This window comes from Flavobacterium sp. Arc3, assembly GCF_041431375.1.
Classification (GTDB): Bacteria; Bacteroidota; Bacteroidia; order Flavobacteriales; family Flavobacteriaceae; genus Flavobacterium.
In genome coordinates this window covers 63,819-87,780 of sequence record NZ_JASMRI010000006.1, presented here as the reverse complement: position 1 = coordinate 87,780, position 23,962 = coordinate 63,819, and the positions used below count along the sequence as shown (strand labels likewise).

Genomic DNA, 23,962 nt, shown 5'->3' with positions numbered 1-23,962 from the left:
TTAAAAAAATAAAATACGGTTTGAAGCAAGTAGTAATAATTTTTATAGTATTGACAGTAATACTATCCTGCAATAAATCCAATAATAAACCAGAAATACAAAGTAAAATTAAGACCGTTAAACCAATAGCAGAAGATTCTGATTTTGGGTTTAATTATTCTGAATTCAATGTCGTTCACGACACCATCAAAAGAGGAGATACTTTTGGTACAATTATAAGCAAACAGAACATTGGGAACCGAAAAATGTTTGAGATTGTAAACAGTGTGAGGGATACTTTTAATGTTCGTTACATTAAGCCTAACAGAGCATACACGATGCTTAGGTCAAAAGACAAAACAAATAAGTTAGAGGTTTTTGTATATCAACCAGATGCTTTGAGCTATTATATTTTTGATTTTAGAGATAGCACAGTCGTAGCTCATAAGAAAATAAGACCTATTACTATCAGAAGACGGACTATAGGTGGTGTTCTAAAAGGATCATTATCTGAAACTTTAGGGAATGCCGGAGTAGAGGCAGCTTTAGCGAGTAGAATCACAAAAATATATTCATGGTCTATTGATTTTTTTAAATTAAAGAAGGGGGACCGGTTTGCTCTTAGTTTTACGGAAAGATTCATAAATGATTCAATTTATGATGGAGTAGAGAATCTGGAAGCTTCTTTTTTTGAATACAAAGGCAAAATCATTTATGCCTTCCCTTATGTTCAAAATCCTGCTTCAGGAAAAGTGGGGTATTACGATGAGGACGGAAAAACGTTAAAGAATTTCTTTCTTAAAACACCTATTAAATTCAGTAGATTGACTTCGCGGTTTACAATGAATAGATATCATCCAGTGCAACACAGGTGGAAAGCACATAAAGGAACTGATTATGCTGCTCCAACGGGTACGCCAATTACAACCACTGCTTCAGGAACAGTCGAAAGAACTGGGTATACTGCAGGAAATGGTAATTATGTGAAGGTAAAACACAATGGTACCTATTCTACTCAATATTTACACATGTCAAAAATTTTGGTTCGACGTGGTCAACATGTCAATCAAGGAGATGTTATTGGTAGAGTTGGGAGTACGGGTTTGGCAACAGGACCTCATGTTTGTTATCGCTTCTGGAAAAACGGAAAACAGGTAGATGCCTTAAAGTTGAAGTTACCAGGAGGAGAACCAATGAACAGTGCAAATAGAGCCCGTTATTTAAAGACTATTGAGCCATTAAAATTTGAGTTAGACAGTATTGGGAATTTATAAATCAAAAGGTTGATTTATTAGGGAGCGCAATTATTTACTATAGATAATTGCGCTCCCTTCTTTTTTGGCAATTAATTTTTTTTTGATTTCTCTTAAATTGTGATAAAAATTAAAAGGGTTAATCAATTAAAACTAATTTCAGTATTTTTGTCAAAATAGAACTAATACTTGAATTAAATAAAAATGGCCTTAAACACAATAAACCCCACACACACAGAATCCTGGAAAAAACTGAAAAAGCACTTTGATGAAATGCAAAATGCTACTATGCAAGAGATGTTTCAGGTGGACGTTACTAGGACAGCAAAGTTTAACCTGAAATGGAATAATTTTTTAATAGACTATTCAAAGAATATTATCAATCAAGAAACCATTGATCTTTTGCTGGAATTGGCAAATGAAGTAGGTTTGAAAAAGGCGATTTTAGATTACTTTAGCGGAGAGATCATTAATCAAACCGAAAACAGAGCGGTACTTCATACTGCCTTAAGGGCAAAAGAATCAGCAGTAGTAAATGTAAATGGGGAAAATGTAATTCCTGAAATTTATGATGTAAAAAGAAAGATAAAAGCTTTTACAAATGAAATAATTGCAGGAGGAAGAACGGGATATAGTGGGAAACCTTTTACTGATATTGTAAATATAGGTATTGGAGGTTCTGATTTAGGTCCGGCTATGGTTGTTGAAGCATTGCAGTTTTATAAAAATCAGTTAAATGTTCATTTTGTTTCAAATATAGATGGAGATCATGTAAATGAAATCGTAAAAAGACTAAATCCGGAAACGACTCTTTTTGTTGTTGTTTCTAAAACATTTACAACCCAAGAAACATTAACAAATTCCGAAACAATCAAAGAGTGGTTTTTATCTAAGGAATTTGGAACAACTCAAGAGGATATAGCCAAACATTTTGTGGCTGTGTCTACTAATATTCAAAAAGTAACTGAATTTGGAATTAATCCAGACAATGTATTCCCGATGTGGGACTGGGTTGGTGGTCGTTTTTCATTGTGGAGCGCCGTTGGGTTAACGATCAGTTTGGCAGTAGGCTTTGATAATTTTGATGAATTGTTAAGTGGTGCAAATGAAATGGACGACCATTTTAACAGTGCTGATTTTGATCAAAATATGCCGGTTGTACTGGCTTTATTGAGTATCTGGTATAATAACTTCTTTGGGGCTGAAAGCGAAGCTTTGATTCCTTACACACAATATCTTCAAAAACTGGCTCCTTATTTACAACAGGGGACAATGGAAAGTAATGGTAAAAGTGTAGGTAGAGACGGAAATCCTGTTAATTATGAGACTGGAACTATTATTTGGGGAGAACCGGGGACTAATGCGCAACATGCTTTTTTTCAATTAATTCATCAAGGAACGAAGTTAATCCCTTCAGATTTCATTGGATTTGTAAAACCATTGTATGGTGACGAAGACCACCATGATAAACTGATGTCTAATTACTTTGCACAAACGGAAGCTTTAATGCAGGGTAAAACCGCAGAAAAGGTACAGGCTGAATTCGATAAGCAAGGACTAGACGCTGAGCGAGCAAAATTCTTACTGCCTTTTAAAGTTTTTGCAGGTAATAAGCCTACTAATACCATTCTAATTGAAAAATTGACGCCAAAGTCATTAGGATCTTTAATTGCACTATACGAACACAAGATTTTTGTGCAAGGAGTTATTTGGAATATATTTAGTTTTGATCAATGGGGAGTGGAGCTAGGAAAACAATTAGCGAATTCTATTTTAGAAGAACTTAATTCGAAAGAAATAAAAGGTCATGATAGTTCGACTGCATTCCTTTTAGATTACTATTTGAAGAATAAATAAAATTGAGATGTTAAAGTAAAGATTCGCTATTATGGATTCTTAGAATAGTTTACTAAAGCCGATATGATGGAAAGTCCTTGTTTTAATTAACAAGGGCTTTTTCTTTGCTATAAGGTTACTGCTTGTATTAGATCTTTTTATTTGTTTAACAATGATTGTAAAGTGTTAAAAATGCGGTTGCATCATGCCGGTCTTTAGAAACACACATTTTCGGGGGGAATTCATAAGTCGAAATAAACATCAATTTTGGTTTGAGAGAAGTATGAAGCTTAGGACGGTTAATTCTGTTTATTGAAGTTTTTTTTTTGAGCAAATGTGTCGATTTTTGGTGTAATAGAAAAGATTGATTTTAAAGAAAAATCAGTCTTTTGTCATTTTTCGGGAATTTGTATTTTTTTTGTATTTAAACAAGTATATTAACAATTATAGATGTTAAAATTTATTAATTAACCTATTTTTAAGGAAAAAATATTAATTTAATAAATTCTAGTAGGTGCGATATCAGGATTTGTTAACATTGTCTTAACTCTTTTAGTTAAAATTGTTATAATTTCGCAGCAATTAATAAAAAACAAAAAATGAAGACAATGAAAAATTGGTTACTCTCTGGATTACTGTTTTTAATGGTTACAACGGCATTTTCTCAAGGGAAAATTACTGGAACTATTACTGACGGACAAGGCTCATTACCTGGTGCAAATGTTGCAATCAAAGGAACTAAAACTGGCGTTTCTGCAGATTTTGATGGTAAATTCTCAATTAACACAACTGTTAACTCTGGAGAATTAGTTATTTCTTTTTTAGGCTTCGAACCTAAAACTGTTAAGTTTAGTGTTGCAGAAGGAACTACAAAAAACTTAGGAACTATCGTTTTAACTTCAAATTCTAATGAATTAAGTGAAATTGTTGTTGTAGGTAGAGGAATTATCGATTTAGCAAAAGGTAGAAAAACGGCAATTGCTGTTTCTACTATTAAAGCTGAAGAAATTCAGGCTAAAATTGGTTCATCTGATGTAATTCAGGCTCTTGTAAATACACCTTCTGTATATGTTGCTGGTCAAGCTGGTGGATATGGAGATTCAAGAATTAGTGTACGTGGTTTTGCTCAAGACAATACTGCTTTCTTATTAAATGGTCAGCCTATTAATGGAATGGAAGATGGGAGAATGTACTGGTCTAACTGGTCAGGAATGTCTGATATCGCAAATATAATTCAAATTCAAAGAGGATTAGGTTCTTCTAAATTAGCAATATCCTCTGTAGGAGGAACAGTAAACTTCGTTACAAAGGCTACTGATAAAAAACAAGGTGGTTTTGCTTCATTTGGTCAAGCAAATGACAACTATTTTAAATCTACAATTGCTTATAACACTGGTATGAGTAAAAGCGGATGGGGAACAAGTGTTTTGTTTTCTCATTGGCAAGGTGATGGTTACAATGATGGAACTAAAGGTCAGGGACAAAACTATTTTATCTCTATAGGGTATAAAGCAAATGACAAACATAGCTTTAACTTCATTTTAACTGGAGCGCCACAAACACATGATCAAAATTATGGTAAAAAGTTAAGTGATTTTGAAAAGTATGGTAGAAAATACAATAATAACTGGGGAACTCTAAACGGAGAATATCTTTCAGCGGTTGGAAATTATTACCATAAACCAGTTGCTAACTTAAACTGGGATTTTAATATTAGTGATAAATCAAGTTTATCTACTGTTCTTTATGCTTCATGGGGAAGAGGTGGTAGTGTAGGTACTGTTGGTTCAATAAAAAGAACAGCTACTGATAATGTTGATTTTGATGCTACTGTAGCTGCAAATCTAGCTAGCACAACTGGAGCTGCAACTGGTGCATTGCGTAACTCAGTTAACAATCACGCTTGGTATGGTTTAGTAACTAATTTTAAAACAGAATTAACTGAGGATATCGACTTTAATATGGGGCTTGATTTAAGAACCTACAAAGGAACTCACTTCAGACAACTTACAAATTTATTAGGAGCTGACTATTATTTAGATAAATACAATGTAAATATTCCTAATAATAAAATATACGAGACTAACACAAATAATGCTTGGGCAGTTTTATCAAATACAGCTTCTGTTGAGAATAGATATTCTTGGGATTATGATGAAACTATTTCTTATGGAGGTTTCTTTTCTCAAATAGAATATGCAAAAGACAATGTTTCTGCATTTTTCCAAGGAGCGGTTTCAAACCAATCTCACGAAAGATTTGATAGATATGCTTACCTTCCTGCAGATGCAAAATCAGAAAAGGTTAACAATGTAGGATATAATGTTAAGGCTGGTGGTAGTTACAAAATAGGTGGTAACGGTTCATTTTATGTAAATGCAGGTTATTATTCTCGTCAACCTTACCATGATAATATATATCTTAATTACGGAAATGAAGTAAACCCATTAACTAAAAACGAAAAAGTGGTAGGTTTAGAAGCAGGTTACAGCTTTAAATCAAAATTTTTAAGCGGTAGTGTTAATGCCTATAGAACTTCTTGGAAAGATAGAGTTACTACAAGTTCTAATGAAGTTGATAATGATTTACAATACACAACTAATGAGGGAGTAGAACAACTTCACTCTGGGTTAGAGTTAGATTTCGTTGCTAAGCCATTCTCTAGATTAGATATTAGTGGTTTTGCTTCTGTTGGAGATTATCATTATGTAGGAGATGCTGTAAAAACGGTAAGAGATTCAGATAGAAATATACTTAGCAGCTCTAAAGTAGATGTTGATGGAGGTAAAGTAGGTGATGCTGCACAGGTTACTCTAGGATTAGGATTTAAATATGAAATCGCAACTCGTTTTTCTATTGATGCTGACTGGAGAAATTATGAAAAATTATATGCAAACGTTGGGTCAGTTAAAAATAATGTGGAATTACCAAGTTATGACTTAGTTGATGCAGGACTTTCTTATAAAATGCTAACAGGAAAAGATAAAAAGAGATCAGTGGTTTTTAGAATAAATATTAACAATTTATTCAATGAAATTTATGTTTCTGAATTGACTACAAACATTGCTACTAATGCGGGTGATGTTACAATCAATGGTCTTAATGCTAATAACAAAGGGTATTATGGTTTTGGAACAACTTGGAATGCTTCTATGCGTTTCAATTTCTAGTAGTTCACAAAAAAATTATCTAGAATTTGATTTAGAATAATTTTGGAAATAATTATTTAAAAAGCAGATGAGAAATCATCTGCTTTTTTTGTTTTATGAATTTTGAATATTTAAAAGAAATAGGAGAAGAAATTGATTATAAGAAGTGAAGAGACGTTTTTTAAGCCATGATTTTAAGATACATCAAGGTTTTTTCTATTTTATGGGCATTCTTGATTTTTTGATTTTGGTGTATTTTTTATTTGACCCATAAAATCGTTGTTTTTTAACATTTTAAGTAACGAATATTTAAAATAAGTTCGGAAACAGCCATAAAGCAGATAAAAATCCAAAATTATGTTAAAAAGAACCAATCAGTGTCTTTTTATTAACAATTAATTAACATTAGTTTGCCAAAAATGTTAGATTTTTGCCAAAAATTTTTAATCTAAAAATTATGAAAAAATTATTGAAGTTATTTTTAATACTGGTTGCATTTGTAGGTGCGGGGACTAGTATTTATGCTCAGGGTAATACAACTTCTTCTATTAATGGGGTAGTTTACGACAATGAGTCAGAATCTTTGCCTGGAGCATCAGTTCTCGCGACTCATGTGTCTTCAGGAACTCGTTATACAGCTACGACTGATATTAACGGTAATTTTAGAATTTCTAACATGAGAGTTGGAGGCCCTTATAAAGTGGTTGTTACTTTTGTAGGATTTAGAACGTTTGAAGAAAATAATGTTTTCCTTCAATTAGGAGAGTCAAAAAACTTCAAAATTGTTTTAGTAGATGAAGCGAGCGAACTTAAGGAAGTTGTCGTTAAGGGTACTAAGAATAATACATTTAATTCAAAAAGGACAGGTGCTCAAACAGTAATTGATTCAGATAAAATTAAATCATTACCTTCACTTTCGAGAAATATAGCAGATTTTGCTAGATTAACTCCACAAGCTCAATTACGTGGTGATGATGTTCTTTCAATAGGTGGTCAAAATAATAGATTCAATGCTATTTATATCGATGGAGCAGTAAGTAACGATGTTTTCGGTTTAGCTGCTAATGGAACAAATGGTGGACAAACTGGGGTTAGCCCGATATCAGTAGATGCAATTGAACAATTTCAAGTGAGTGTTGCTCCTTATGATGTGAAATTGTCTGGTTTTGCAGGTGGGGCTATTAGTGCGATTACTCGTTCAGGAACTAATAATTTTGAAGGTTCAGCTTATTATTTAAATAGAAATCAAGACTTAGTAGCAAAAACACCTCCTTCTTTGGCTGGATCAAATCCAAGAACGAAATTAGCTGATTTTTCGGCAAAAACTTACGGAGTAAGAGCTGGTGGTTCTATTGTAAAAGATAAATTGTTTTATTTCATTAACTATGAAAAACAAGATAATGAAACTCCTCAACCATTTGATATAGCTAATTATACGGGTCTTTCGGCAAGTAGATTAGGAGAGTTAAGAACTAAACTTGCTTCTTACGGATACGATCCAGGTTCTTTTGAGAACAACGTAAGAACTCTTGTAAGTGATAAATTGATTGGAAAGATAGATTGGAACATCAATGATAATCATAAACTATCTTTAAAACATAGTTATGTAAAAGCAGAAAACTTTTCACCAAGTAGATCTTCTGCTTCTGCAATAAGCTTTATCAATGGTAGTCAGTTGTTTAATTCAACTACTAATTCAACTGCTTTAGAGTTAAACTCAAGATTTGGAAATAAATTTTCAAATAGTTTAGTACTTGCGTATACAAAGGTAATTGATGACAGAAATGCATCAGGAGATGCTTTCCCAACTGTTCAAATCTTTGATGGGTCTTCAGCTAGTATTTATTTTGGTGCAGAAGGTTTTTCTACGGCAAATTTTTTAAGTCAAAAAGTATTGACAATTACTGATAATTTTGAAATTAATGCAGGAATAAGTACGATTACTATTGGTACTCATAATGAATTTTCGTCTTCACGTAATGTGTTTTTTGGTAATAATTTTGGCGCATACAGATACAATACCTTAGATGATTTCTTGCTAGGTAAAAGACCGAACAGATTTCAAATGAACTACTCTTTAATTGGTGGTGAAGGTGATGCGTCTTTAGGAGCTGCAGAATTTGGTACAAAACAATTTGGATTTTATATTCAAAATGAAATGAGATTAAGCGACAATTTCAAACTTTCATACGGAGTTAGAGTAGATGTTCCTGTTTGGGAAGATGGTTTAGCTAATGATGATTTTAATAATAGAACAGCTGGTCTATTACAAGCTGCTGGTAAAGATTTACAAGGAGCACGTGTAGGGCAAGGTATATCTAACACAGCTCATATCGCACCACGTTTAGGTTTTAATTATGACGTTAATGGTAAAAAATCAACTCAGTTTAGAGGTGGATTAGGGATTTTTACTTCTAGATTACCATTAGTATGGCCAGGTGGAACGTATAATAACAATGGTATTTCTCAAGGAGCTATTTCTATTACTAATGCTACTCAAACACCAGTTTTTAATCCAAATCCTAGTGTTGCTAGTCAAATTGCACCACTTCCTGCTTCATACCCACGTCCAGGTTCTGGAGGAAAAGGTGGAAATATAGATTTATTTGCTAAAGATTTTAAATTACCTCAGGTATTTAAAGCGAGTTTTGCAGTTGATCAAAAATTACCATTTGGTTTTGTATTCACATCTGAAATCACTTATAACGATAATATTAGTGCGATTACTTATGAGAATTTAAATATCAAAGCGGCTTCAAGTAATTTATCTGGTGCTGATAATAGACCACGTTACAATGGAAATACTAGAGTAGACCCTACTTATTTAGGTATTTATTTAGCTTCAAATACAGATGAAGGTAAAGCGCATAATATCTCTTTTACATTGACTAAGAATTTCAAATCTGATTTTATTGATGCTAATATTTCTGGGACTTACTCTTATGGAAAATCAACAGTTTTATTAGACGCGACTTCTTCTCAAAACAGTTCTCAGTGGAATAATACTGAAACTGTGAATGGTGCAAATTCTTTAGCACTTTCTAGATCTGATTTTGATCAAGGAAGAAGAATTATTTCTAATGGTAATGCAACATTCAAATGGAGTAAATTTACTAAAACTAGATTAGGGTTCTTCTATGAAGGAGCTGCAGGAACTCCAATAAGTTATGTGTATAATGATTCAGGTCGTTTGTTACAAGATACGTTTTCTAATTCAGCATTGATTTACGTTCCTGCTTCTCAAAGTGAAATTAACCTAGTATCTACTGCTTCAAACACATTGACACCTCAAGCACAATGGGATGCTCTTAGTACTTTCATTGAAGGGAATAAATATTTGAGAGATAGAAAAGGAACTTATGCAGAGCGTAATGGTGATCGTTTGAAAACGACACACGTTGTAGATTTAAAATTTGCACAAGAATTTATTATCACATCAGGAAAAAAGAAACATACATTGGAATTCACAGCTGATATTTTTAACTTCACAAACCTTTTGAATAAAAATTGGGGTAAAAGATATTTCACAAGTTTTGACCAAGTTCAATTGCTTAAACAAGAAGGATTCTTAACTGGAACAACTACACCTACATTTAGTTATGATCCTAAAATAGCTAACAATATTAACCAAATTGATGACGTTGGTCTTAATTCATCAAGATGGCAAATACAAACAGGAGCTCGTTATACTTTTAACTAAGTTCTGTTAACTTTAAAAAACCCTCATTTCAATTAGAAATGAGGGTTTTTTTTGGCCTTTTTTGTTTATATTTGAATTTCAAAAAATAAATTATATGTACGAATTTTTAAGAGAATTTCATTCTGGTTGGGCTTATATTGCTCTAGTGTTATTAGTTGTTGCAGTTGTTAATGCTTTTGTTGGAATGTTTTCCAAAAAAGAATTTACCGCTAGGGATAGAAAGATTGCAATCTTTGGATTGATAGGAACGCATACTCAACTATTAATTGGATTGATTTTGTATTTTGTTTCTCCTCTTGGTTTTGCTTCATTGGGACAAATGTCTGATAAAGCATTGCGCTTGACTTCTTTAGAGCATCCTCTAATTAATATTATTGCTATTACATTAATCACGATAGGGTGGTCTAAACATAAAAAATTAATAACAAGTGAATCTAAATTTAAAACTTTTTCTATTTTTTACGGAATTGGATTATTGCTTATTTTGAGTAGAATTCCATGGTCAATGTGGTTATAAAAAAAACAAAAAAAGTCCTATTTATAGGACTTTTTTTATCAAGGTATGGTTTTTGTTTAAACAGAGTCGAACTAAAAAGTTAATAATGAGAAAATCAATAACAGTCCTCTTTCTATTTGCCGTGGTTGCATTGGTTAGTAGTCAAGGGCAAATTATAAATAATCAAAAAACGCCAATTCAGAAATCTGTTATTCAAAAGTCTTTAGTGGCACCCAAAGACACTGTCAAAAAGACAAAAGTCCTAGTTCTTCCGCAAGTACAAGAAATTAAAAAAGACACGGTAGAAGACAAGATGGGGGAGTTAGTATTGTACAAAAAAGATGCGCACGCCTCTTATTATGCTGATAAATTTCACGGAAAAAGAACAGCTAGTGGTGTTTTATTTGACAAGAATAAATATACTGCAGCTCATAAAAAATTCCCGTTTGGAACTAAATTAAAAGTTACGAATCAGGTGAATGGACAATCAGTTATTGTAGAGGTTACAGATAGAGGTCCTTTTGTAAAATCGAGAGAAATTGATCTTTCAAAAAAGGCTTTTATGGAAATAGCAAAAAATAAAGGTATTGGAGTTATGACTGTTACGATTGAGGTTTTTAAAGATTAATTAGTCCCAATTTGTAAATGGATTGATGCTTAAATTTGAATTGTAATATCGATTGTCATTAGTCACTTCCTGTCCTAGCCAATTTGGTTTTTCAAACGGTTCACTTTCATATTTAAGCTCAATTTCGGCGACAATTAATCCTTTGTTTTCGCCATAAAATTCGTCTACTTCATAGATATGCTTTCCTATTTTTACTTCAAAGCGAGTTTTATCAATAACTCCTTTTTGACATAGTAACAATAGGTTTTCGGCTTCGTCTACGGGGATTTCTTTTTCCCACTCAAAACGGGACATGCCTGTCTCATTTGACACTCCTTTTATCGTTATGTAGGCCTTGTCTCCTTTAGTTCGAATTCTAACCGTTCGTTCCGAAACGGAGCTTAAATAACCCTGTTTAATTCGGTTTTGAGAAAAAGCTTCTTTTTTATAAGCATCTGACGTAACTAAAAATTTTCTTTCTATTTCGATCATGTTAAATTGTATTTGGCTTTAATGTAAAGTGTCTATTTCAGTTTTAGGTGCTGTGTTTTTATTTTTTAATCTAAAAAAATTAGATTTTGATAAAAAAATAAAGGGGATGCTGTCGCTTTCAATATTTTGTGAGGGTCTCCAATAGTCCAAATGTATCAAATATTTATGCTGCAATAGAATGTTTTCATAGAAAAGCTATTTAAATTTGTATCATGTCAGAAAGTATTCCAAATAGAAAAATCATACACATCGACATGGATGCTTTCTATGCCTCTGTGGAGCAAATGGATAATCCTTCATTGCGTGGGAAGCCCGTTGCTGTGGGTGGTTCTGAAAATCGTGGTGTCGTTGCGGCGGCAAGTTATGAGGCACGAAAATTCGGAGTAAGAAGTGCTGTTAGTGGGGTTATGGCCAAGAAAAATTGTCCTGAACTTATTTTTGTCAGTCCGCGATTCGATAGGTATAAAGAGATTTCGAGCAAGATTCATAAGATTTTTAGAGAGTATACTGATTTAGTGGAGCCGCTTTCGCTTGATGAAGCGTACCTAGATGTTACCCAAAATAAAAAGGGAATCGCTAGTGCGAGTCTGTTGGCGGAAGAAATTAGATTGCGTATTTTTAGTGAAGTGGGTTTAACAGCTTCGGCAGGAATATCAGTCAACAAGTTTGTAGCTAAAATCGCTAGTGATTACAACAAACCGAATGGGCAAAAAACAGTAAATCCAGAGGATGTAATCGCGTTTTTAGAGGAATTACCCATTCGAAAATTTTATGGTGTTGGGAAAGTGACAACTGAAAAGATGTATCAATTAGGGATATTTAGTGGTGTTGAGTTAAAAAGTAAGTCATTGGAGTTTCTGGAAAAACATTTTGGAAAATCAGGGGGTTTCTATTTCAATGTCGTAAGGGGAATTCATAACAGCGAAGTTAAGTCAGATCGAATTACGAAATCAGTCGCTGCAGAGCACACTTTTGATGTTAATCTTTCGTCTGAGATATTTATGATGGAGCAATTGGAAAATATTGCAAGTACATTAGAGAAAAGACTTAAAAAACACAATATCTCTGGCAAAACTGTTACCTTAAAAATAAAGTACAGTGATTTTACACAGCAAACCAGAAGTAAAACGTTGCCTTATTTTATTTCAGACAAAGGATTGATTTTAGAAACGGTAAAAGAGCTTTTGTATCAGGAACGCATGAAAGATTCAGTTCGTTTGCTTGGGATATCCTTGAATAATTTAAATACAGAATTAAAGAAAGCTGTGGTCGTGCAGCTGAAGTTTTCTTTTTAATTCATGCTTGATCGGCTTCAACAAAAGTTAAATGACGGAGAAAATTATTTTCTTTTTTCATTTAAAATTATATTTGATTAAAAATTAAGGCTATGTTAGATTTTGAACAATACGATAGTGCGTTTGCGAAGCATCATGATACTCTTGATAGAAGTATAGTTCCTATTTTGTCTTGGGATTTTCACCGTGAATATTTGGATGAAGTAAATAAGATCTTTGCTGACTGTAATAAATTGGATCTAATTGCTAGTAATAGTAAATGGAGTGAATATGATTGGGATTTCAAAAACAAGCTAAAGGAGGAGGTAGTAATTGTTACTGATGCTAAGTTGTCGATTGTATTTGCTTCGCATAACATTACTAAAATGAACGGTTATAAAGAAGTAGAAGTAATTGGGAAAAGCCCAAAAATGTTTCAAGGGAGTGCATCTAGTATAACAACTTCTAGTGAGATTAGAAAAGCAATCCAACTAAGGCAACCTTTTGAAAAAACGGTTTTGAATTACAATAAAAATGGTGAAACCTATTTATGTCTTATTAAAGGTTTTCCAGTATTTAATAGTAAAGGGAACCTATCTCACTTTATTGCTTTTGAAAAAGCTGCATAAAAAAAGCCCTTTCTTTAGAAAAGGGCTTTTGTATATTTTACAAAATCACGAATTAGTTTTTGCTAGAAAGTTTAGAAAGCAATCTTAAAAACTCAATGTATAGCCATACAAGAGTAATCATCAAGCCCATCGCGCCAAACCACTCCATGTATTTAGGCATTTTTTCTTGTACTCCTTTTTCTATTCTGTCGAAGTCTAAAAACAAGTTTAACGCAGCGATAATAATTACAAAGACACTAATACCAATACTCATCATCGAATTACCGTGGTGAACAGGAGTGAAATTTGTAAACATAGAAACAACCCATGAGATAAGGTAATATGTTGCTATGGCAAGAGTAGCTGCAACAACCACGGATTTAAACTGCTCTGTTACTTTTACAATTTTGAATACATATAGTGCTAAGCATACTGCAAATGTTACAAATGTTGCGCCAACTGCCTGTATTACAATTCCTGGATATTTAGCTTCAAAAATAGCAGAGATTCCTCCGATGAACAAACCTTCAAATAAGGCATATCCAGGAGCTAAATATGGAGAGTATTGTGGTTTGAAAGCAGCGATAACTACAAGAGCTAATCCTGCTATAGCACCGCCAATTGCAGGTACTATCGGGTTTGTGCCGTTAAAAGCCATCCACCAAATTACCATGGCAGATGCAGTAAGTAATAAGAACAAAAGTAAGGTCTTGTTCATTGTGCCAGACAAAGTCATCTCTTGGTCGTAATCAATAACAGTAGCATGGTGTACTTGTTCTTTTCCTGATGCAGATGTAGCAGAAAAAGATTTATTAGTTAAAAAAGGATTTTTCGATTTGAAATTCATGATAAATAAAATTTATTTTTTCAAAGATAAATTAAAATAAAATTAAGCACAAAAAAACCGTCTTGTTTAATTTCTAACAAGACGGTTTTTGATTTGGTAGGATTTTAACTACTCTATTTCTGAAACTCTCATGGTGTTTACCATTCCTTTTTCTTTAATAGGCATTGCAGCTAAGTTGATAAGGAAATCTCCTTTAGTTACATATCCTTTTTCCTTTGCGATATCATTAACATCGGTTACCGTATCATCAGTACTTACAATCTTATCGTAGTAATATGATTTTACTCCCCATAACAAACTTAGTTGGGTAACGATTCGTTTGTTTGATGTAAATACTAAAATATGTGCTGATGGTCTCCAAGCAGATATTTGAAATGCTGTATAGCCACTATTTGTCAAAGTACAAATTGCTTTTGCTTTAATAGCATCGGCCATAATTGCAGCATGACGACAAATTGTTTTTGTGATAAAACGTTTTGTTTTTATTTGTGGTGTATTTTGAGGTACTTGGATTAACGGAGAATCCTCAACAGCTTTAATAATCTGTGTCATTTTTTCGATTACTTGTACTGGGTAATTCCCTGTAGCAGTTTCGCCTGAAAGCATTACAGCATCTGCGCCATCCATTACAGAATTGGCAACGTCATTTACTTCGGCTCTCGTAGGAGTTAAGCTAGTGATCATTGTCTCCATCATTTGAGTAGCCACAATAACTGGAATTCTTGCCATTTTGGCTTTACGAATTAATTCTTTTTGAACTAATGGTACTTCATGTGCAGGAAGTTCAACTCCAAGGTCACCACGAGCTACCATTAAGGCATCGCAATAAGCAACAATTTTGTCTATATTTTCTAATGCTTCTGGCATTTCAATTTTGGCAACAATTGGAATTTTATAATCAGAATGTTCAGCAATAAGATTTTGTAAGTCTTTTAAATCTTGAGGTGTTTTTACAAAAGAAAGTGCAATCCAGTCTACTTTTTGTTCAATAGCAAAAATAGCATCAGCGATATCTTTTTCTGTCATCGCAGGAAGAGATATTTTTGTGTTAGGAAGATTAACTCCTTTTTTAGATTTCAATTCTCCACCTTGAATTACTCTGGCAACTACTTCTGTATTTTTGTCTGTTTCAACAATTTCAAAAATTAGTTTCCCGTCATCTAATAAAATTCTTTCTCCAGGATTAACATCATTTGGAAAGTTTTTATATTTCATGAACACTTTTTGAGCTGTTCCAAGAATGTCTTCTGCAGTTGTAAAAGTAATTAAATCACCGTCATGTACTACAACTCCTTCATTCATAACTCCTACGCGAAGTTTTGGTCCTTGTAAGTCACCAAGTATTGCTGTAGTGTACCCATACTCATCATTAAGATCTCTAATGATTTTCATTTTTTCTTTTACATCAGCATAATCAGCATGAGAAAAATTAACTCTAAACACATTTACACCTGCGTCAATCATATCTTTAATAATCTCTCTTGTACTACATGCAGGTCCTAGTGTGGCTACAATTTTGGTTTTTTTGTTTGGAATCATTTGTATTAAAAAATTAAATTGTTTTTTGATTTTATTTGATTAGTATCTACAGTATATACTGCTGATATGTAATCAATGGTATTTAATATTATTTTTATTTTAGACACGTCGACAGTGTCTTCTCCGTTTTCAATTTTTAAAAAATAATCTGCTTTTTTAAATTCTGGAAGTAAGTACACTTTTGTGGAAATTTCCAGTGTTGTATTTGAAAATAAATTTTGGCCAGTGTCCTTTTTTTCTTGGAGTACTTCGTTTTTATTTTGAATCAAATTCCAAGAAATTCCATTCTCTAAATCATAATGGTAAAAGCGAGCAAAATTAGTTTCTCCCTCTTTTATATTTATTTGTACTTCCTCTTTACTTTTTGCTAGTTTTATAGCTAGTTTTTGATTGATGAAATAGGCTAACCGATAATCTTCCAATGAAGTATGTATAGCAATTAAATAATAATCTATTTCGTCAAATTCGCCAAGATCGAGTTTATGAATTGCCATATTCATTAAAAATAATGTTGTAAATATACTATTTCTATTGAAGTTAAAGAGTAGAAAATGTAATGATTTCGTTAATTTATGAACGAAAACGATGTAGTTTTGATGAATATGATATTATTTCTTGTCCATTTTTTCTTGTAATGCAAAATAAGTGCGTTGGGATGCTTTTTCTTCTGCTTTCTTTTTTGAGGTCGCTCTTGCCTTTGCAATTACTTTACCGTCAATACTTAATTTCACGCCAAAGAAACGTGTTCCATCTATTCCGTTGTCTTCATAGATGTCGTAATGAAATATTTTTTTCTCTTTTTGACACCATTCGATAACCAGACTTTTGTAGCTAATTACTTTTCCTTCTAATCTGGAAATGTCTACGTAAGGTATGATTACTCTTTTCTGAATAAATTTTTCACAGTAAGTATAGCCTCGATCGAGGTAGATGGCTCCTATTAAAGATTCAAAGATATTACCATGGATATTTTCGCCAAAATGGTGCACTGGAACTTTGCTTTCTATAAACTGAATTAGATTTAAATCTTTTCCTAATTCATTCAAGTGTTCTCTACTGACAATTTTAGAACGCATTTTTGTAAGGTAACCTTCGTCTCCTTGCGGCGCTTCGTTAAATAGGTGCGCTGCTATTACAGAACTTAACATAGCGTCTCCCAAGAATTCTAATCGTTCGTAATTAATGGGGTGTCCTTGAGGATTCATCTTGCTAGTGGAACGGTGGGTAAATGCTTTCTTGTAGTGATCTATGTTTAAAGGGGCAAACCCTAAAATAGTTTGGATAGAATCAAAAAAAATCCCGTCTTCTATATTTAGAGAACGGGATTTTGTAAATATTTTTTTTAATATACTCATTTAAATTAGAAGTCTAATTTTTTAACTAATACACAAGCATTATGTCCACCAAAGCCAAACGTATTGCTCATCACAACATTCATTTCTCTTTTTTGTGCGACATTAAAAGTGAAGTTTAGTTTAGGGTCAATATTTTCGTCATCTGTAAAATGATTTATTGTTGGTGGGACTATTCCGTATTTCATGGAAAGAATTGAGGATATAGTTTCAACAGCTCCTGCAGCACCTAAAAGATGTCCTGTCATAGATTTTGTTGAATTTAAATTCATTGTGTAGGCGTGCTCGCCAAAAACGTGTGCGATCGCTTTAGATTCTGCTAAATCTCCTAGTGGAGTTGAAGTACCGTGCATATTGACACCGTCAACATCTGTTGGTTTTAATCCAGCATCTCTTAAGCAGTTTAACATTACGTTTTTCGCTCCTAAACCATCAGGGTGCGGTGCTGTAATATGATAAGCATCGGCAGACATACCACCACCACCAATTTCGCAGTAGATTGTTGCTCCACGTGCGATTGCGTGTTCGTACTCTTCAAGAATTAATGCTCCTGCGCCTTCTCCTAAAACAAAACCATCTCTGTCTTTGTCCATTGGTCTAGAAGCCGTTTGTGGATCATCATTTCTAGTAGATAATGCATGCATGGCATTAAATCCACCCATACCTGCTATTGTTACTGCAGCTTCAGAACCTCCGGTTACCATAACATCTGCATGTCCTAATCTAATATAGTTGAATGCATCGATAATTGCATTTGTAGAAGAAGCACAAGCAGAAACGGTAGCGAAGTTAGGACCTCTAAAGCCGTATTTTATTGAAATATGACCACAAGCAATATCGGAAATCATCTTTGGAATAAAGAAAGGATTGAATTTTGGCGTACCGTCACCGGCAGCAAAGTTCAGCATTTCGATTTGAAAAGTTTCCAATCCACCTATACCTGATCCCCAAATTACTCCTGCTCTATCTTTATCTAATTTCTCAAAATCGAATCCAGCATCAGCAACTGCTTCTTCTGAAGCAACCATAGCATATTGTGCATAGCGGTCCATTTTTCTAGCTTCCTTACGGTCTAAAAAATCTTCAGCATTAAAGTTTTTTAATTCGCATGCAAAATGAGTTCTAAATTTAGTAGAATCAAAATAAGTTATAGGGGCAGCTCCACTAACGCCATTAATAAGAGCATTCCAATATTCTTGAACATTATTTCCAATAGGAGTAAGAGCACCTAAACCCGTCACAACAACTCGCTTTAATACCATAACTTGTATATTTTGTTATCTTTAAACAAATAAAACCCATGCTTTCTTCACTGTATTACTATTACAAAAGAGCCATGGGTATTACAATAAATATCTTTTTTGATTGAAAATCAATCTTGATTTTAATTTTTTTAAAAAATAATAACACCCGCGTACGTTGAAGTAAGCGGGTGTTTAAATTATTATTTTTTAGCTTCTTCGATATAAGAAATAGCTTGACCAACAGTAGCAATGTTTTCTGCTTGATCATCTGGAATTTGAATGTCAAATTCTTTTTCGAATTCCATAATAAGTTCAACAGTGTCTAATGAATCAGCACCTAAATCATTAGTGAAGCTTGCTTCTGTTACAACTTCGTTTTCGTCAACACCTAATTTGTCTACGATAATCGCTTTTACTCTTGATGCAATGTCTGACATAATCTTTAATTTTAGAATTTAATTTGTTGGCAAAAATAAAAAACTTTATTTTAAAACAACGAATAAGTTGATAAATGTGTCAACTAAATTATAAAATAAATTTTAATAAAGAGGTAGTAATGCTATTTACTTTCAATTTTTATGCCTTTTTTTGCGTAATTAAAATGAGGTGGATTATGAAAAAAATAGTGGTTTTTGCTTCCGGATCGGGTACTAATGCTGAAAATATTATAAAGTATTTCGCTTTAAGTGAAATTGGATCGGTCGTTGCAGTTTTTACAAACAATGCAAGTGCCAAGGTAATTGAACGAGCAAAAAATAATAGAATACCAACAGAGGTTTTTTCGAAAGAAGGACTATTTGAAGGTAAAGTACTACAAAAAATAAATGAAATTAAGCCGGATTTGATTGTTCTCGCTGGTTTTTTATTGAAATTTCCCCAAGATATTATCGCTTCTTATCCCAATAAGATTATAAATATACACCCAGCATTACTTCCGAAATACGGAGGAAAAGGAATGTATGGAATGAATGTTCATAGAGCAATTGTTGAGAATAAAGAAAAAGAAACGGGCATAACCATTCATTATGTAAATGAAAACTATGATGAAGGAGGGGTTGTTTTTCAAAAAGAGGTAGCCTTAACGGGAAGCGAAACGCCAGAAGGTGTAGCTGAGAAGATCCATGAATTAGAACAGGAATTCTTCCCTCAGGTGATCGCTGGATTATTGGAATAAACAATAGAACATTCATTTCTAATATTGCACAAATCTATTTTAACTATAATGAATTACGAAGTACATATATATACAGATGGTGCTGCCAAAGGAAATCCTGGTAAAGGAGGCTATGGAGTAGTTATGGAGAGTGTGAGAATGGGTAAAACCTATAAGAGAGAATTTTATGAGGGATTTAGGTTAACAACTAACAATAGAATGGAGTTGTTAGCTGTGATTGTTGGTCTGGAGAAATTAAAGAACCCAGATACAAAAGTTCTTGTGGTTTCTGATTCTAAGTATGTGGTTGATTCAGTGGTTAAAAAATGGGTTTTTGGCTGGGAGAAGAAGAAATTCGTTGATCGAAAAAATTCTGATTTATGGAAACGGCTTTTAATTATTTATCGAAAACACCAAGTTGATTTTAAATGGATAAAAGGGCATAACAATCATCCGCAGAATGAACGATGTGATGAACTTGCTGTTATGGCTACACAAAGTAATCCCTTGTCAATAGATGCTTTTTATGAGAAGGAGGAAGGAAAAGTTTTATGAAAATTTTGCGAGTTTGAACCTTTGCAATATTGTAACTTATGAACTACCTTTGCACCTTAATTCCAAACTCATAAAATGAACAAATTATTGATTGTCGGAACGGTCGCTTTCGACGCAATTGAAACTCCTTTTGGTAAAACAGATAAGATTTTAGGTGGTGCCGGTACCTATATAGGTCTTTCCGCTTCTTTTTTTAATTTGCAATCCGCTATAGTTTCTGTAGTTGGGGATGATTTTCCACAAGAATATTTGGATTTGCTTCTTGAAAGAAATATTGACATTTCTGGTCTTGAAGTAGTTAAAGGAGGAAAAACTTTCTTTTGGAGTGGTCGTTACCATAATGATTTAAATTCTAGAGATACTTTAGATACACAATTAAATGTTTTAGCTGATTTTCAGCCTAAAGTTCCAGAGAATTATAAAAATGCTGATGTGGTAATGCTAGGAAACTTGCACCCCTTAGTACAAAGTAGTGTTTTGGACCAAATGGAAACCAAACCCAAATTAGTAGTTTTAGATACTATGAATTTTTGGATGGACTGTGCATTGCCAGAATTGCTTGACGTAATGAAACGCGTGGATGTAATTACAATTAATGATGAGGAAGCAAGACAACTTTCAGGAGAATACTCTTTAGTTAAAGCTGCAGCCAAAATTCAGACTATGGGGCCTAAATATGTTGTAATTAAAAAAGGAGAACATGGTGCATTATTGTTTCATGATCTTCAGGTTTTCTTTGCGCCAGCTTTACCACTAGAAGAAGTTTTTGATCCAACAGGAGCTGGAGATACTTTTGCAGGTGGATTTGCAGGATTTATTACGCAGAGCGAAAACGTGTCATTCGAAAATATGAAAAATGCCATTATTTATGGCTCGAATTTAGCTTCTTTTTGTGTTGAGAAATTTGGAACAGAAAGAATGATTAACTTGGAAAAGAAGGAAGTAGTGTCAAGATTGAAACAATTCAAATCTTTAACACAATTTGATATAGAATTATAATGTCTTAAAGCCTCGGAAACGGGGCTTTTTTGATTAATAGTTTTTTATACTATTTGTAAGAATTTATATTAGGAAATAACAACACAACAAACTACGATACAATGAGCGATGCTTTACAACATGAATGTGGGATAGCCTTAGTTAGACTACTTAAACCGCTTGAATTTTATAAAGAGAAATACGGGACTGCTTTCTACGGAATACAAAAAATGTATCTCTTGATGGAAAAGCAACACAACCGTGGACAAGATGGTGCTGGTTTTGCCAGTGTTAAACTTGATGTTGAGCCAGGGGAAAGATATATTAGCCGAGTGCGATCGAACCATTCTCAGCCAATCCAAGACGTTTTTGCTCAAATAAACGACAGAATAAACGATGAAATGGCTACGCATCCTGAATATGCAGATAATGTAGCACTTCAAAAAGCAAATATTCCGTACATAGGCGAATTGTTTTTAGGACACGTTCGTTACGGAACCTTCGGAAAAAATAGTATCGAGAGTGTTCATCCTTTCTTACGTCAGAACAATTGGATGCACAGAAACCTGATATTAGCCGGAAATTTCAATATGACTAATGTAAAGGAGCTTTTTCAAAGTCTAGTTGAATTAGGTCAGCATCCAAAAGAGATGGCAGATACGGTTACCGTAATGGAAAAAATAGGTCATTTTCTTGATGATGAAGTTACCGACTTGTATCAAGAGTGTAAAAATAATGGTTTGTCTAAAAGAGAGGCGTCTCCAGTTATTGCGGAAAAACTGGATGTAGCTAAAATTTTAACAAGAGCTTCAAAAAATTTAGATGGAGGTTACGCTATGGCAGGGCTTCTTGGTCATGGTGATGCTTTTGTATTTAGAGATCCAGCAGGAATTCGTCCCGCTTATTTTTATCAGGATGATGAAATAGTTGTTGTCGCTTCAGAAAGACCGGTTATTCAAACAGTATTTAATGTGCCTTTTGAAAAAGTGCAGGAAATTGAGCCAGGTAATGCTTTGATTATTAAAAAGAATGGAAATGTTTCTATGCAGGAAATTTTAACACCAACAGTGAAGAAAGCCTGTTCTTTTGAAAGAATCTATTTCTCTAGAGGAAGTGATGCTGAAATATATCAAGAAAGAAAAAACCTAGGTAGATTAATTTTGCCTGCAGTTTTAAATGCGATAGATCAAGATACTGATAACACTGTTTTTTCTTATATTCCGAATACGGCTGAAACGTCTTTTTATGGTTTAGTAGAAGCAGCTCAGGATTTTTTAAATCAAAGAAAGAAAAATTATATTCTAGAAAATAGAGATAATTTAACTAAGGATTCTTTAGAAGAATTACTGTCAGTAAAGATTCGTACTGAGAAAGTAGCGATTAAGGATGCTAAACTTAGAACATTTATTACTGAAGACAGTAGTCGTGATGATTTAGTGGCGCATGTTTATGACGTGACGTATGGCGTTATTAAACCAACCGATAATTTAGTAATTATCGACGATAGTATCGTAAGAGGGACCACATTAAAAATGAGCATCATCAAAATGATGGATCGTTTGAATCCAAAAAGGATTGTTGTCGTTTCATCTGCGCCACAAATAAGATACCCTGATTGTTATGGTATTGATATGGCTAAACTGGAAGGTTTAGTAGCATTTAAAGCCGCTTTAGAATTGCTTAAAGAAAGAAACTTATATCATATTGTTGATGAAGTCTATTTAAAATGCAAAGCGCAGGAAAATTATAAAGACCAAGATGTCGTAAATTATGTTACGGCTATTTATGAACCTTTCCAGCCACAAGAGGTTTCAGATAAGATTGCTGAAATGTTAAGTTCTCCGGAGATTAAGGCTGAAGTAAAAATTATATTTCAAACAGTTGAAGATTTGCATATCGCTTGTCCGAAAAATTTAGGAGATTGGTATTTTACAGGAGATTATCCTACACCAGGCGGTAATAGAGTTGTGAGTAGAGCTTTCATGAATTTCTATGAAGGAAAAGATGCTAGAGCATATTAATTACGCGAAGTGCATTTAAACGTTTATATAGGTTGTTTATCTGAAATTTTTGGCAACATCTTTGATTTGTTTTAATTTTGGGTCACCATAAAATTAGTAGGTTAAGTTTATGGTAGATTTGGGGCAAAAAAGGTGGAAGCAATTCCACCTTTTTTATTGGTATAAAGTGAAAGAAGAAAAGCAGTGAGTTTCATCAATTGGAGTTCACTGCTTTTTTATTTTAATACGTACAATTCATATATTTATTGAATTTAGATTTTCCACCCTTAAACTGATGTATAGTTCTTAGGTTAAGTAAAAGACCTTTGAAGCAGTGAAAAATCATATAAATATTATTTCTCTTAAATTTCGTGTTAAAAACTTAGCAATTAGCAACTTATCGTTTTTATAGGTTCTTGGTCTTAAATAGTTGCAGACGGTATTTTTTTGGATTAAGTTTATATCACCATAAAATTAGTAGGTTAAGTTTATGGTAGATTTGGGGCAAAAAAGATGGAAGTAATTCCATCTTTTTTATTGGAATAAAATGAAGTAAGAAAAAGCCTTGCGTTTCATAAGTTGAAATGCGAGGCTTTTTGATTTAGTTGTAAGAGCGCTATTGTATTCTGGTAGCTAACATTAAAAACGAAGTATTTAGTATGTTATTTGTCTTAATTTAGAGGGTAAAAGTCTGATTTTTAGTATTTTATCGTTTTTACAGGTTGTTGGTCTTAAATAGTTGCAGACGGTGTTTTTTTGGATTAAGTTTATATCACCATAAAATTAGTAGGTTAAGTTTATGGTAGATTTGGGGCAAAAAAGGTGGAAGTAATTCCATCTTTTTTATTGGAATAAAATGAAGTAAGAAAAAGCCTTGCGTTTCATAAGTTGAAATGCGAG

Annotated in this window: 19 protein-coding genes; 12 read left to right on the top strand and 7 right to left on the bottom strand. The window is 33.2% G+C overall.

What is annotated here, in order from left to right; all coding sequences use genetic code 11:
• Positions 1 to 20: 20 nt before the first annotated feature.
• From QO200_RS05835 to QO200_RS05810, 6 genes are all read left to right on the top strand, one after another.
• Positions 21 to 1,253 carry a peptidoglycan DD-metalloendopeptidase family protein gene (locus tag QO200_RS05835; protein WP_371537573.1) on the top strand — a complete coding sequence of 411 codons (1,233 nt, stop codon included), beginning with the start codon at positions 21 to 23 and terminating at the stop codon, positions 1,251 to 1,253.
• Positions 1,254 to 1,436: 183 nt separating this feature from the next.
• Entirely contained in the window at positions 1,437 to 3,089 is a 1,653-nt protein-coding gene (gene pgi / locus QO200_RS05830) for a glucose-6-phosphate isomerase (RefSeq protein WP_371537570.1), read from the top strand.
• Positions 3,090 to 3,676: 587 nt separating this feature from the next.
• The gene (locus tag QO200_RS05825) at positions 3,677 to 6,238 is read left to right on the top strand and encodes a TonB-dependent receptor (protein ID WP_371537567.1); all 2,562 of its coding nucleotides are present in this window, start codon (positions 3,677 to 3,679) and stop codon (positions 6,236 to 6,238) included.
• A gap of 436 nt (positions 6,239 to 6,674) precedes the next feature.
• Positions 6,675 to 9,917 carry a carboxypeptidase regulatory-like domain-containing protein gene (locus tag QO200_RS05820; protein ID WP_371537564.1) on the top strand — a complete coding sequence of 1,081 codons (3,243 nt, stop codon included), beginning with the start codon at positions 6,675 to 6,677 and terminating at the stop codon, positions 9,915 to 9,917.
• A 94-nt stretch (positions 9,918 to 10,011) separates the two neighbouring features.
• Positions 10,012 to 10,434: a hypothetical protein gene (locus tag QO200_RS05815; RefSeq protein ID WP_371537561.1), complete on the top strand. Its 423-nt coding sequence runs from the start codon at positions 10,012 to 10,014 to the stop codon at positions 10,432 to 10,434.
• An 85-nt stretch (positions 10,435 to 10,519) separates the two neighbouring features.
• Entirely contained in the window at positions 10,520 to 11,041 is a 522-nt protein-coding gene (locus tag QO200_RS05810) for a septal ring lytic transglycosylase RlpA family protein (RefSeq protein WP_371537560.1), read from the top strand.
• Here the strand turns inward: QO200_RS05810 and QO200_RS05805 are convergent, their stop codons facing one another.
• Positions 11,042 to 11,512 (bottom strand): CYTH domain-containing protein, encoded by a 471-nt coding sequence (locus tag QO200_RS05805; protein ID WP_371537557.1) that lies wholly within the window; start codon positions 11,510 to 11,512, stop codon positions 11,042 to 11,044.
• 212 nt (positions 11,513 to 11,724) lie between these two features.
• Between QO200_RS05805 and dinB the strand changes: the two genes are divergently transcribed.
• Together dinB and QO200_RS05795 are read left to right on the top strand one after the other, a co-directional pair.
• Positions 11,725 to 12,807 (top strand): DNA polymerase IV, encoded by a 1,083-nt coding sequence (gene dinB / locus QO200_RS05800; RefSeq protein WP_371537554.1) that lies wholly within the window; start codon positions 11,725 to 11,727, stop codon positions 12,805 to 12,807.
• 92 nt (positions 12,808 to 12,899) lie between these two features.
• Positions 12,900 to 13,415, top strand: coding sequence for a PAS domain-containing protein (locus QO200_RS05795; RefSeq protein ID WP_371537551.1), 516 nt, complete (start codon positions 12,900 to 12,902; stop codon positions 13,413 to 13,415).
• A 52-nt stretch (positions 13,416 to 13,467) separates the two neighbouring features.
• Here the strand turns inward: QO200_RS05795 and QO200_RS05790 are convergent, their stop codons facing one another.
• From QO200_RS05790 to QO200_RS05765, 6 genes are all read right to left on the bottom strand, one after another.
• A complete protein-coding gene (locus QO200_RS05790) occupies positions 13,468 to 14,241 on the bottom strand; it encodes a Bax inhibitor-1/YccA family protein (RefSeq protein ID WP_371537549.1) in 774 nt (257 codons plus the stop codon).
• 108 nt (positions 14,242 to 14,349) lie between these two features.
• Entirely contained in the window at positions 14,350 to 15,780 is a 1,431-nt protein-coding gene (pyk, locus tag QO200_RS05785; RefSeq protein WP_371537546.1) for a pyruvate kinase, read from the bottom strand.
• Positions 15,781 to 15,785: 5 nt separating this feature from the next.
• Entirely contained in the window at positions 15,786 to 16,274 is a 489-nt protein-coding gene (locus QO200_RS05780; RefSeq protein ID WP_371537543.1) for an IPExxxVDY family protein, read from the bottom strand.
• 114 nt (positions 16,275 to 16,388) lie between these two features.
• A complete protein-coding gene (gene rnc, locus QO200_RS05775; protein ID WP_371537540.1) occupies positions 16,389 to 17,135 on the bottom strand; it encodes a ribonuclease III in 747 nt (248 codons plus the stop codon).
• A 5-nt stretch (positions 17,136 to 17,140) separates the two neighbouring features.
• On the bottom strand, positions 17,141 to 18,394 hold the full coding sequence (fabF, locus tag QO200_RS05770; protein WP_371537538.1) for a beta-ketoacyl-ACP synthase II: 1,254 nt from the start codon (positions 18,392 to 18,394) through the stop codon (positions 17,141 to 17,143).
• 182 nt (positions 18,395 to 18,576) lie between these two features.
• A complete protein-coding gene (locus tag QO200_RS05765; protein ID WP_007137004.1) occupies positions 18,577 to 18,813 on the bottom strand; it encodes an acyl carrier protein in 237 nt (78 codons plus the stop codon).
• 176 nt (positions 18,814 to 18,989) lie between these two features.
• Here QO200_RS05765 and QO200_RS05760 point away from each other — a divergent pair, with 176 nt between their 5' ends.
• The 4 genes from QO200_RS05760 (at position 18,990) to QO200_RS05745 (ending at position 23,083) form a co-directional block, all read left to right on the top strand.
• Positions 18,990 to 19,550: a phosphoribosylglycinamide formyltransferase gene (locus QO200_RS05760; protein ID WP_371537525.1), complete on the top strand. Its 561-nt coding sequence runs from the start codon at positions 18,990 to 18,992 to the stop codon at positions 19,548 to 19,550.
• Between the two features lie 48 nt (positions 19,551 to 19,598).
• A complete protein-coding gene (rnhA, locus tag QO200_RS05755; RefSeq protein WP_371537523.1) occupies positions 19,599 to 20,084 on the top strand; it encodes a ribonuclease HI in 486 nt (161 codons plus the stop codon).
• A 75-nt stretch (positions 20,085 to 20,159) separates the two neighbouring features.
• Complete coding sequence (locus QO200_RS05750; protein ID WP_371537521.1) at positions 20,160 to 21,083, top strand: PfkB family carbohydrate kinase; 924 nt, start codon at positions 20,160 to 20,162, stop codon at positions 21,081 to 21,083.
• Positions 21,084 to 21,184: 101 nt separating this feature from the next.
• A complete protein-coding gene (locus tag QO200_RS05745; RefSeq protein ID WP_371537518.1) occupies positions 21,185 to 23,083 on the top strand; it encodes an amidophosphoribosyltransferase in 1,899 nt (632 codons plus the stop codon).
• Positions 23,084 to 23,962: the final 879 nt, after the last annotated feature.